The following is an 11,558-nucleotide window of genomic DNA, read 5'->3' as shown; positions in this document are numbered from 1 at the left end:
GGGCAAGCCGATCGCCCAGGCGCGTGGCGAAGTCGGCGGCGCCATCGGCTTCATCGAATTTGCCGCCGACAATGCCAGGCGCATCGAAGGCGACATCATCCCGTCCGATGCGGCGGGCGAGGAGATCTGGATCCGGCGCGTGCCCTACGGCGTGGTGGTCGGCCTGACCGCCTGGAACTATCCGGTGGCGCTGGCCGGCAGGAAGCTCGGCCCGGCGCTGGCGACCGGCAACACCATCGTGCTCAAGTCACACGAACTGACGCCGCTTTCCCTGCTCGAGATCGGCCGGCTCTGCGAGGAGGCCGGCATTCCCACCGGTGTCGTCAACATCGTCAGCGGCAGCGGGCGCGAAATTGGCGAGGCGCTGGTGCGCAGTCCGCACTCAGACCTCGTCACCATGACCGGCAGCGTACGCGCCGGGCGCGAGATCTATGCCGCTGCCGCCAAAAGCCTCAAGGTCATTCGCCTGGAACTGGGTGGCAAGGCGCCGTTCATTGTCATGGACGATGCCGACATCGATGCCGCGGTGGATGCCGCAATCATTGCCCGCTTCACCAATTGCGGCCAGATCTGCACCTGCAACGAGCGTATGTATCTGCACGAGACCATCGCCGACCGGTTCCTCGACAGTTTCGTCGCGCGGGCCGCGGCACTGCGGATCGGCAACCCGCTGGACGCGGTCGATCTGGGCCCCAAGATCAGCCGGCCCGAACTCGAAAAGGTCGAAGCCATGGTGGGCGAGGCCGTGCGAGGCGGCGCGGAGCTGCTGACCGGTGGCCATCGGCCGGAGGGGATGCCTTCGCCAAGGGGCATTGGTTCGAGCCCACCGTGCTGATGGCACCCTCGAATGCGGCGCCAATCATGCAGCAGGAGATTTTTGGGCCGGTCGTGCCAGTCATGCGCGTCGCCGATTTCGACGAAGCGCTGCGGCTGGCCAACGAGTCCGAATTCGGCCTCTCCGCCTATCTGTTCACCGGCAGTCTCAACCGCGTCATGCGCTTTAACAGCGAAAGCGCCTTCGGCGAGCTCTACATCAACCGCACCTGCGGTGAGATGGTCCAGGGCTTTCATTCCGGCTGGAAGAGTTCGGGGCTGGGCGGCGAGGACGGCAAATACGGCTTCGATGCCTATCTGCGTAAGAAAACCGCCTACGTTGCGGCTTGATTGCCGCGGAGCGTGAATGTGGACACCGGTTCCCGGTCACCTAACCTTGCTCCGTTCCTTGCCGGCTTCCGATCCACGAAGCAGCGGGTTGCGGGGCGTTTCGCCGTGCTTGCCGCCTGGTTCCTGTCGGTCGGTATGCTGCCGCGGCAAATGGCCATGGCGGTGCTGTCGTGGAAGCTTGACGCATCGTCCCGACCGACATTCCTTGCCAACCTGTCCAGGACAATCCGCCGCGCGATGGGGTAGCCCGACGCCCTCGCGGGCCGGGAAGAAATGTCCGGCAGGACGGGAGGGAGCGCTGTCCCCGGAGGCCTTCAGCGGGCCTGCGTTATGCTTTGCCTTCTCACTGCGCCCCGCGTTGCCTGGCAACGAAACTGCGCACCGCCAGTACCAGCACGGTGATGATGATCAGGATCACCGAAAGGGCCGCGATCGCCGGGTCGATGTTGTCGCGCAGGCCCATCCACATCAACCTGGGCAGCGTGATGGCGTTGACCGAGGTGATGAACAGGGTGACGCCGATTTCTTCCCAGGACAGCACGAACGACAGCAACGCCGCGGTGACGATGCCGAATTTGATGTTGGGCATGATGATGCGGGTGGCGCGTTCCCAGACAGTTGCACCTAGGCCGCGCGCGGCGAGGTCTATGCGGCGGTCGAGCTGGCTGAGCGAGACCAGCATCAGCACCGTGGCGAAGGGCACGGTCATCACCGAATGGGCCATGGCGACGCCCAGCCAGGTGTCGTAGCCGAAGAACGCGCTGAAGCCCGAGATCGAGGTGAGCAAGAAGTAGAGCGTGATCGCCGAGACCACCGGCGGCACCACCATCGGCAGCAGCACGAAGCCGACCAGGGCCGCGGTGAAGCGCGGCTGGAACATCCAGACGCCAAGGCTGAAGCACAGCGCCAGCACAGTTGAAAAGGCGCTGCTGACGACACCGATGCGGATCGAGAGCAGAATCGATTGGAGCCAGCGCGGGTCTTCGATCAGCGCCCGGTAGTGGCGCAGCGACAGTTCGCCCGACGGCATCGCCAGCATGCGGCTCGGCGTCAGCGACACCGGGATGACCGCGAGCAGCGGCATCAGCAGGAACAGCGCCACGAAAGCGGCAATGATCAGCGAGACGGGACCGGGGCGGTAGGTCGGCATCAGATCAACTGCTTCGGTCTGACATATCGGAACAAGAGCGCCATCAGCGCGCCGACGAACAGCACCAGCACGACGCTGATCGCTGCACCCAAGCCCCAGTCCGGGCTCTGGAATATCCTGAGATAGATCAGTTCGGCGATCATGACGCTGCGGCCGCCGCCAAGGATCGCTGGTGTGACGAAGAAGCCGAGCGAGAAGACGAAAACGATCATCGCCGCGCCTATGATGCCGGAGCGCGTCATCGGCACGAACACCGTCCAGAAGGTGCGCATGCGGCTGGAGCCGAGCCCGCGCGCCGCCAGGAGCACGCGGTCGTCGAGGCTGCGCATGGCCGATGCCAGCGGAAAAACGGCGAAAGGAATGAGGAAGTGCGTCATGCCGACGATGACGCCGAATTCGTTGCGCACCAACGCCAGCGGTTCGGAGATGAAGCCGATCGCCTGCAGCCACGTGTTGATCAGGCCGCGATTGGAGAGCAGCGCCACCCAGCCGAAGGCACGGGTCAGCACGGAAATCCAGAAGGGAACGAGAATGCAGAACTCGGCGATCAGGCGCTGTGCCGGGGTTCCACGCACCCAGACGACGGTGATGGCGTAGGCAGCGGCCACCGAGACCACGGTGACGACCGCCGCGATGCGCAGCGTGCGGATGAACACCGACTGCACCAGATCGTCGGTGAGCAGCGCCTCATATTGGCCGAGGCCGGGCGTCGGCAGCGTAAAACTCCATTTGACGACGCCAAGGAACGGCCAGGCATAGGCCAGGACAAGAAACAGGAGCAGCGGCGCCATCAACAGCGCCGCGCCCATCCTGTCGGAGAGATAGGATCTCATTGACCCGATTACCCCGGCCCTGATCAGGCCGAGATGATCTTGGTGTATTCGTCGAGCGCCGGCCCGTAATTTTTGGCGTACCAGTCCATGTCGAGCGCGATCTGCTTCTTCATGTTCCCGGGATCAACCGGGTTGATGCGCTTCTTGTCGGCCGTGATCAGCGCGTCTGCCGCCGGGTTTGCAGGACCTTGGCCGAGCTTGTCGAACATGACCAGCTGCTTTTCAGGGTCCTGGGCACTGGCGATGAACTTCATCGCAGCGTCCTTGCCGCCGGGGTTGTTCTTGAGCACGGCCAGCGCACCGGGCGAGATCAGTCCCTGGTCCCAGATGAACTTGATCTTGCCGCCCGAATCCTGCTCGATCAGCGAAGCGCGCGTCGACCAGACGATCGCCATCGAGGCCTCGCCATTGAGCAGCACGCTCTGGCTTTCGGCGCCGCCACCCCAATAGGCAACGACGTTTTCCTTGAACGCGGCGATCTTGTCATGGGCGCGCTTGAGGTCGAGCGGGTAGAGCGACGCCGGCGCGATGCCGTCGGCCAGAAGTGCTGCTTCCCAGCTCGATACGCCCCATTTGTAGAGCGAGCGCTTGCCGGGGAATTTCTTCACGTCGAAGAAATCGGCCATGCCGGTCGGCGCGTCCTTGCCGTACTTCTCGGAATCATAGGCAATGACATAGGAGAAGAAATAGGTCGAGGCGGCGTATTCCCAACCAAAGCCGGGCCGCATCTTCTTCTTGTCGACGATGTTGTAGTCGATCGGCTCGAGAGCCCCTTGGGCGCCGAGCGTGATGGCCGAGAAGGGGTCCACGTCGACGAGATCCCAGGTCGGCGCGCCGCTCTTGAACTGCGCGGCGATGGCGCCTTCAGTCGGACCCGAACCGTCCATCTTGACGGCGATGCCGGTGTCCTTGGTGAAGGCCTGGCCATAGGCGGCATCATAGGCGGTGATGGCATCGCCACCCCAGTTGACCAGCACGAGTTCCTTGGCCTGCGCAAAGGCACCTGTCGAGCGCAGTAGCATCGGCGCGCCAGCCAACACGAGTGCCGCCAGCTGTGTGAACTGCCGGCGCGAGATCTCGCCGCGACCTGCCCTGGCGGACAGGCTCTCGACGGCTTGTTTTTTGGTGTCATGTGTCATGTCAGTTCCCCTTTTTTGTTGTTGATAGTGCCGGAAAGCGGTGGAGCGATATTTCGCCACACCGTCGTCATTGCCCTCCATGCGGAAGGAGGAAACCCTTTTCCGCCGGCCAGGTGAGCCAGACGGAATTGCCCTTGCTGAGCGCTGCGGCCGCCACCTCGTTCGGCACCGAGACGGTAACCTTGGCGCCTTGCCGTGTCGTCAGGTCGAGCCGCGTCGCAGCACCGAGATAGGTGGAGTTGGTGGCGGTAGCGGCGATGCCATTCTCGCCATCCGCCGCCTCGCCCGATATCGACATGTATTCGGGCCGGATCGCCAGGATGGCATCGCCGCGCACGAGTTCGGCCTTGCAGCCCATGCTGACCGCGCGGTCTTCGCACAGGCCGGTCGAGCCATTGCCGGCAGGCTTGACGCCCTTCAGCGGCAGCATGTTGATTTCGCCGAGGAACTCGGCGACGAAGCGGTTGTCCGGCCGGTCGTAGACTTCGTCGGGCGCTCCGACCTGCAGCAGTTTGCCGTGGTTGAAGATGGCAACGCGCGACGACAGCGCCAGCGCCTCGCTCTGGTCGTGGGTGACGAAGACGAAAGTGGTTCCGGTTTCCTGGTGCAGCCGCTTCATCTCGGCCTGCATCTGGCCGCGCAGGCTCTTGTCGAGCGCAGAGAACGGCTCATCGAGCAACAGCACGCCAGGTTCGAACACCAGCGCACGGGCCAGCGCCACGCGCTGCTGCTGGCCGCCCGACAGTTGCGCCGGCAGTTTCTTCTCGTGGCCCTTGAGACCGACGCGCTCGATCATCTCGCCGACACGGCGCTTGATGTCGGCGGCCGATTTCTTGCGCACCTTGAGTGGGAAGGCGATGTTGGCTTCGACGCTCATATGCGGGAACAGCGCGTAGCCCTGGAACACCATGCCGGCGGCACGTTGCTCTGCCGGTCGGTCGGTGATGTCGACGCCGTCGCTGAACAGCTTGCCCTCGGTCGGCTGCACGAAGCCCGCAAGGATCATCAGGAAGGTGGTCTTGCCCGAACCCGACGGCCCGAGCAGGGTCAGGAACTCGCCACGGCCGATATTGAGCGACAGATTGTCCAGCGCACGGAACGAGCCGAAGCTCTTGCCGATCCCGATTGCCTTGATCTCTGCGGCACGGCCGGGTTGCTGCATACTGCCCTTTCCCTAACGCTTGTCGAAATCGTAGGCAGGGTGCCGGCTCACCGCAACCGAATAGTTTTCGCGTGATCGGCAAATTCCATTCATCTATGGCGAGATGGCGCCGCCTTGCCCTCAATACGGCAGAATGCGGTTCTCCTGGAGTTTCGACCGCAGCCATCCCGCGAACGCTTCCAGCACCGGATGCGAAGCCTTGGCGTGTTCGGAGACCAGGAAATAGGAGCGTGGCGACTTGATCGCGATGTCGAACGGCCTGACCAGCCGGCCCTCGCTCAGCGCCCGCCGGCTGGTCAGTTCGTCGCCCATGGCGATGCCCTGGCCGGCAATCGCCGCCGAAAAGACCAGGTTCATGTCGGAAAAGAAGATGCCACCCTCGATGTCGGGGTTTTCCACCTTGGACAGCGCCAGCCAGCGCGCCCAATCCTCGGTGTCGTCGAGATGCAGCAGGTTGGCGCGTAGCACGTCCGACGGCCGGGAAAACCCGCCGACCTTGTTGAGCAGCGTCGGGCTGCAGAGCGGCGTGAACGAGATTTCGCAGAGCGGCTCGACCGCCCGGTTCGGCCAATTGCCGACACCAAACGCAATGAAGGCATCGGCATCTGCGTTGCTGACATCGTCGAGCCGGCGCGGCGTCAGGATGCGCAGCGCCACGTCAGGATACATCTGCCGGAACTCGCCGATATGGGTGCACAAGAACAGCGAGGCGAAGCCGGGCGTGCAACTGACGGCAAACGAGCCGCCGACGCCGGTGCCGGCGTCCCGCGTCACCGCATCGCCCAAAACGGTGAGCGCCTTGCGCACGTCGCTGGCGTAGCGCTGGCCGCGCGGCGTCAGCGCCACGCCCTTGCCGATGCGTTCGAGCAGGTCGAAGCCGAGATCGCGCTCCAGCAGACGAAGCTGATGGCTCACGGCGCTGCGGGTCAGGTGCAACTCGTCGGCGGCGCGCCAGACGCTGCCATGGCGGGCGAAGCTGTCGAGCGCACGCAGCGCTTGTGTGGATGGTATACGCAAGGAGCCTCAGGTGAACCGAATTTGCACGAACCGGGAAAACATATCACTTTTTAGCGAACCGCTTCACTGCTTTCTTCTCATGCCATGGAGAAACCGGTGGCCACCTCGGCGCAAGCAACCGCCCTTGCCTGTCTCGACGGCATCCAGCCGTTGTTGTCCGCGTGGACACGCATCATCTTCGATTACGGCGAGACCGCGTGGCGGGAATATCAATCCGCCGCCTGGTATGTCGAGCGACTGAAACTCGAAGGCTTTTCTGTCGAAGAAGGCTCCGGCGGCATGCCGACCGCCTTCTGCGCGCATTGGACCAACGGCCCCGGCCCGACCATCGGCATGTACGCCGAATACGACGCGGTGCCGGGCAATTGCCAGGATGCCGCTACGGTCGAGCGTCCGCGCCGGGGACTTGGCAACCAGGCCGGCGGCCACACCGACCCGCATTCCGGGCTGGGTATTTCGAGCCTCGGCGGGCTGCTGGCGACCAAGGCCGCGATGCAGCGCCACGGCATATCAGGCACGCTGCGCTTCACCGGCGAGCCGGCGGAAAAGGTGCGTGGGTCAAAGCCGATCCATGCCGCCAAGGGCTATTATGACGGCCTTGCCGGCATGATCTCCTTTCATCCGTTCTACATGCTGCCGCTCTGCAACACGGCGCGCTGGGACACGCATTGCGGCGCGGCCTACGCGATGATCTATCGCTTCATCTGCGACCAACCGGAGCGCTGGGCGCTGGCTGCGGGCGCTGCACCCATTCCGCAAGCACATTCGGCGGCGCGCGCGCCCGGCGCCAACGACGCATTGATGATGATGTACATGGCCTCCAAGGCTCTGCGCGATTCCATGCTGCCTCACCAGGGCGGCTGGTCGATCAGCGAGGCGATCCTGACGGCGGGGCAAGCGACCGCCGACAATTTGCCGGCGGGGCTGGCCGAGATTCAGTACATGATCCGCGTGCCGACGCTTGCCATGGCCGAGCAGGTCACCGCGGTGCTCGACCGCAATGCCGAGGCGGCGGCAGCGATGAGTGGTTGCCGCACCGAGCGGCATTGGGTGTCGAAGTCACGACCGGGACTTGCCAATCATGCCATGGCCGAGATCGCCTATGAAGCGCTGTCGACGGTCGGGCCGCCGCGCTGGGACGAAGACGCCAAGGCAGTCGCGCGCGAAATACAGGTCAATGCCGGGCGCATGGCGAGCGACGAGCCGTTCATCGAAGAGCTGGAGCGCCTGATCGAGCCGCAGGCGGCGGAAGCGATCCTGCGCCGCGACCTGCCGCCCTCGCAGGTCAATTCGACCTCCGACGACTACACCGACATGAGCTGGCACACGCCGACGGCGCGCTTCTATGTCGCCCGCCCGGCGCTGCGTTCGGAGACCGGCTATCCCTATCCAGCCTGGGTGATGAATGCGCTGGGCGGTATTTCGGCCACGATCGACCCGATGGTGGCCTGCGCCTCCCGCACGATCGCGCTCGCCGCCCTTCGCCTGCTGGAAGACCAGACTGCCCGCGAAGCGGCGATGGACGAGTTCGTTACCCGCACCGGCGGCGGCATCGGCGGTTCGAACTGGATCGCACCGCTTTGCGACTACGAGCCGCCGATCGGGTTTCGCTGGCCAGAATATGTCACCACTCCGCGTGGACGCGACTGGTGGATACCGAGCAATCAGACACCCCTAAGTCACCTCACGAGGAGCATCCCATGACCGTTCATGACCGCATTGTCGCCGAGCCGTTTTCGCTGCAGCGCCGCAACCCCGCCGGCGGCACCAAGCCGCTGACCGCCTGGGGGTTTGCCAACGAGACCGACGTGCTGACCGACGTCCTGCTCGGTTCGCCCAATTTCCTGCGGCATCTGTCGACCAGCTCGCTGTCGCGCAAGCACCTGCGCGAGGCGCCCTGCAACGTCCAGATCGCACAAGCACAGCACAAGGACCTGGTCGCCGCCTACGAGCATTTCGGCGTCAACATCCACTGGCACGAGCCGACGCCCGAGCTGCCGATGCAGGTCTATTCCCGCGATTCCAGCGTCATGACGCCCTACGGCGCCTTCATCACCGCCATGGCCAACTGGTGGCGGCGCGGCGAGAACTATGCCGCGATCCGCACCTATGAAAAACTCGGCATCCCGATCTACGACATGGTCACGGCTGGTACCTTCGAGGGCGGCGACTTCAACGTCATCGAGGACGGCGTCGTGCTGATAGGCTGCGGCGGCGCGCGCACGCAGGAGGAAGGTGCGCGCCAGGTGCAGGCCTGGTTCGACAAGGAAGGCTGGGAAACCCGCATCGCTTTCATCGACGAATATTACGTCCATATCGACCTGATGGTGGTGCCGATCGCCGAAAAACTGACCGCCGTCTGCCTTGCCTGCACCGAGCCCGGCATTGTCGACTGGCTGAAGGGCAAAGGCCACGAGATCATCGACGTGCCGTTCCAGGACACGATGGCGCTCGGCTGCAACTTCATGTCGCTGGGCAAGGACCGCGTGATCGCGCCGACCTCCAGCCAGTCGCTGATCGGCCAGCTCAAGGCCCGCGGTTTCGAGGTCGCGGCCGTCGACATGAGCGAGATTTCGAAGACCGGCGGCGGCATCCACTGCATGGCGCAGGCGCTGAAGCGCGAACCGGCCTGAGCCGGCTCGCCCCTCAGCAACAAACCCGATACTGTGTCTTCGCTGCCCTTGTGAGTGCTGGAAAAATGGAGGAATAGTCTTGCGGAATGCATCGCCCTGAAATTGCCGGTTTGCGGTACTCAGGTCGTGCAATTGCTAGCCGGATTCCGAATGGCCAGTCCCGAACCGCGCAAGAGAAGAGGTCCGATCGCCGCCCGGCTGCTGGCGCTCGACGCGTGGATCGATTCCTCGCTCTACGAGATCGGCTTCAAGGCGCGCCAGTTCTGGGAATCGGCGACGATCTTCTCGCGGCGCTTCCGCGTCAACGGCTGGCGCCGTGGCATCATCGAAGTGTTGAGCGAAGGTTTTACGCTCGGCGCCGGCGGCATCGTGGTGATGCTGGCGCTGGCCATTCCGGCTTTCCAGGATACGGCCGGCGACTGGCGCGCCCAGGGCGACTTCGCCGTCACCTTCCTCGACCGCTATGGCAACGAGATCGGCCAGCGCGGCATCATCCAGCGCGATTCCGTGCCGGTCGACGAGATGCCCGATCACGTCATCAAGGCGGTGCTTGCTACCGAGGATCGCCGCTTCTTCGATCACTACGGCATCGATGTGCTCGGCCTTTCCCGCGCCATCTTCGAGAATGTGCGGGCCAATTCCGTCGTTCAGGGCGGCTCGAGCATAACCCAGCAGCTGGCCAAGAACCTGTTCCTCACCAATGAGCGCACGCTGGAGCGCAAGATCAAGGAAGCCTTCCTGTCGCTGTGGCTCGAGGCCAATCTGTCGAAGAAGGAAATCCTGCAGCTCTATCTCGACCGCGCCTACATGGGGGGCGGCACGTTCGGCATCGAGGCGGCCGCCGATTTCTATTTCGGCAAGAGCGTCAAGGATCTGAACCTCGCCGAGGCGGCGATGCTGGCCGGGCTGTTCAAGGCGCCGACCAAATATGCGCCGCACATCAACCTGCCGGCAGCGCGCGCACGCGCCAATGTGGTGCTGTCCAACCTTGTCGATTCCGGCTTCATGACCGAGGGGCAGGTTCTGCAGGCAAGGCTGCATCCGGCCGATGTCGTCGACCGCGGCGAGCAGAAAAGTCCGGACTATTACCTCGACTGGGCATTCGACGAGGTCAAGAAGATCGCCAAACCGGGCCAGCACTCGCTTGTTGCCCACACCACCTTCGACGCGAACATCCAGAAGGCAGCGGAAGAATCGGTGGAGTTCCACCTGCGCCAGTTCGGCAAGGAGTACAACGTCACCGAAGGTGCCGTCGTCGTCATCGAGACCAACGGCGCCGTGCGCGCCATCGTCGGCGGCCGCGACTATGGCGCCAGCCAGTTCAACCGCGCCACCAAGGCGCTGCGCCAGACCGGCTCGTCATTCAAACCCTATGTCTATGCAACGGCGATGGAACACGGCTTCACGCCCAATTCCATCATCTCCGGCGGCCCGATCAGCTGGGGGTCCTGGTCGCCGCACAATTACAGCGGCGGATCGGCGGGCAATGTAACTCTGATCATGGCTATGGCCAAATCGATCAACACGGTGCCGGTTCGGCTGGCCAAGGATCACCTTGGCATCGGGCCGATCAAGGCCATGGCCGAGGCGATGGGCGTGGAATCGCCGCTCGAAGCGCACAAGACGATGGTGCTGGGCACCTCGGGCATGACGGTGATGGACCAGGCGACGGGCTACAGCGTGTTCGCCGACAACGGTTTCGTCGGCTTCCGGCACGGCATCAGCCAACTCGTCACCCGCACCGGCGAGGTGGTTTATGATTTCGCCAAGGATGCGCCGCCGCCACACCGGGTGTTGTCGGAGCAGGCGCTGAAATCGATGAACACCATGCTGGCCGCAGTACCGGTGATGGGCACGGCGCGGCGGGCCCAACTTCCCAACATCGTCGTCGCCGGCAAGACGGGCACGACGCAATCCTACCGCGACGCCTGGTTTGTCGGCTTCACCGGCAACTACACGGCGGCAGTATGGATGGGCAATGACGATTTCACGCCGACCAAGAACATGACCGGCGGCTCGCTGCCTGCGATGGTATGGCAGCGCCTGATGGTCTATGCGCACCAGAACATCGACCTCAAGCCGATCCCGGGCATCGACAAGCCCTTCGTCGACGAGGAGATCGCTGCCAAGGCCGAGGAAGCACAGAAGAAGAGCGACGCGCAGGCGGTGGCCGATGCAGCCGCCGAACGGCCGCCGGTGCTGTCCAGCCGCACGACGCAGACGCTGCGGGACATGACCAACCTGTTCCAGTCGGCGCCCGTCCTCAATACGCCTCAACCGCCGGAGACGCTGTCGGCGCTGTGATGGCGCGCCTCTTCCTTCTCCCCCTGTGGGGGCTAGCGTGCGCACACATTTGCTTCGTGCTGTGGTCAAGCGTGAAGAAGCGACGCCGGAAAATGGCTTGAAGTGTTTGAATCGCATGTGATTCTGTAGCTGCCATTGTTCTGGAGGCTACGACGA

10 protein-coding genes and 1 pseudogene are annotated in these 11,558 nt (G+C 64.0%); 6 read left to right on the top strand and 5 right to left on the bottom strand.

Annotation, left to right across the window (positions count from 1 at the left end; genetic code table 11):
- The 3 genes and pseudogenes from EN955_RS30765 to EN955_RS30760 form a co-directional block, all read left to right on the top strand.
- Positions 1 to 835 (top strand): aldehyde dehydrogenase family protein (locus EN955_RS30765; protein WP_245492848.1); only part of this gene is annotated, 835 nt, incomplete at its 5' end.
- A complete protein-coding gene (locus EN955_RS35685; RefSeq protein WP_245462181.1) occupies positions 835 to 1,164 on the top strand; it encodes an aldehyde dehydrogenase family protein in 330 nt (109 codons plus the stop codon). The genes EN955_RS30765 and EN955_RS35685, both read left to right, overlap by 1 nt.
- 87 nt (positions 1,165 to 1,251) lie before the next feature.
- Positions 1,252 to 1,410, top strand: a pseudogene (locus EN955_RS30760) (glycosyltransferase family 2 protein); the annotation flags it as partial.
- A 97-nt stretch (positions 1,411 to 1,507) separates the two neighbouring features.
- On the opposite strand, the gene EN955_RS30755 reads toward EN955_RS30760, so the two are convergent.
- The 5 genes from EN955_RS30755 to EN955_RS30735 all read right to left on the bottom strand — a co-directional run bounded on the left by EN955_RS30755 (position 1,508) and on the right by EN955_RS30735 (position 6,465).
- The gene (locus EN955_RS30755) at positions 1,508 to 2,314 is read right to left on the bottom strand and encodes an ABC transporter permease (RefSeq protein ID WP_024505295.1); all 807 of its coding nucleotides are present in this window, start codon (positions 2,312 to 2,314) and stop codon (positions 1,508 to 1,510) included.
- Positions 2,314 to 3,147 carry an ABC transporter permease gene (locus tag EN955_RS30750; protein WP_013532644.1) on the bottom strand — a complete coding sequence of 278 codons (834 nt, stop codon included), beginning with the start codon at positions 3,145 to 3,147 and terminating at the stop codon, positions 2,314 to 2,316. Before EN955_RS30750 ends, EN955_RS30755 begins: the two co-directional genes overlap by 1 nt.
- A gap of 23 nt (positions 3,148 to 3,170) precedes the next feature.
- Positions 3,171 to 4,286, bottom strand: coding sequence for an ABC transporter substrate-binding protein (locus EN955_RS30745; protein WP_024505296.1), 1,116 nt, complete (start codon positions 4,284 to 4,286; stop codon positions 3,171 to 3,173).
- A gap of 67 nt (positions 4,287 to 4,353) precedes the next feature.
- Positions 4,354 to 5,448, bottom strand: a complete 1,095-nt coding sequence (locus EN955_RS30740; protein WP_024505297.1) for an ABC transporter ATP-binding protein — start codon at positions 5,446 to 5,448, stop codon at positions 4,354 to 4,356.
- 120 nt (positions 5,449 to 5,568) lie between these two features.
- Complete coding sequence (locus tag EN955_RS30735; RefSeq protein ID WP_013532647.1) at positions 5,569 to 6,465, bottom strand: LysR substrate-binding domain-containing protein; 897 nt, start codon at positions 6,463 to 6,465, stop codon at positions 5,569 to 5,571.
- An 84-nt stretch (positions 6,466 to 6,549) separates the two neighbouring features.
- On the opposite strand from EN955_RS30735, the gene EN955_RS30730 reads away from it, so the two are divergent.
- The 3 genes from EN955_RS30730 to EN955_RS30720 all read left to right on the top strand — a co-directional run bounded on the left by EN955_RS30730 (position 6,550) and on the right by EN955_RS30720 (position 11,402).
- Positions 6,550 to 8,169: a peptidase M20 gene (locus EN955_RS30730; RefSeq protein WP_032899663.1), complete on the top strand. Its 1,620-nt coding sequence runs from the start codon at positions 6,550 to 6,552 to the stop codon at positions 8,167 to 8,169.
- The gene (locus EN955_RS30725) at positions 8,166 to 9,098 is read left to right on the top strand and encodes a dimethylarginine dimethylaminohydrolase family protein (protein WP_013532649.1); all 933 of its coding nucleotides are present in this window, start codon (positions 8,166 to 8,168) and stop codon (positions 9,096 to 9,098) included. Before EN955_RS30730 ends, EN955_RS30725 begins: the two co-directional genes overlap by 4 nt.
- A 150-nt stretch (positions 9,099 to 9,248) precedes the next feature.
- On the top strand, positions 9,249 to 11,402 hold the full coding sequence (locus tag EN955_RS30720; protein ID WP_024505299.1) for a penicillin-binding protein 1A: 2,154 nt from the start codon (positions 9,249 to 9,251) through the stop codon (positions 11,400 to 11,402).
- Positions 11,403 to 11,558: the final 156 nt, after the last annotated feature.

This window comes from Mesorhizobium sp. M7A.F.Ca.CA.001.04.2.1 (assembly GCF_003998485.1).
Classification (GTDB): domain Bacteria; phylum Pseudomonadota; class Alphaproteobacteria; order Rhizobiales; family Rhizobiaceae; genus Mesorhizobium; species Mesorhizobium ciceri.
The sequence above is the reverse complement of the archived record's forward strand: the minus strand, read 5'-3'. Positions and strand labels throughout refer to the sequence as shown.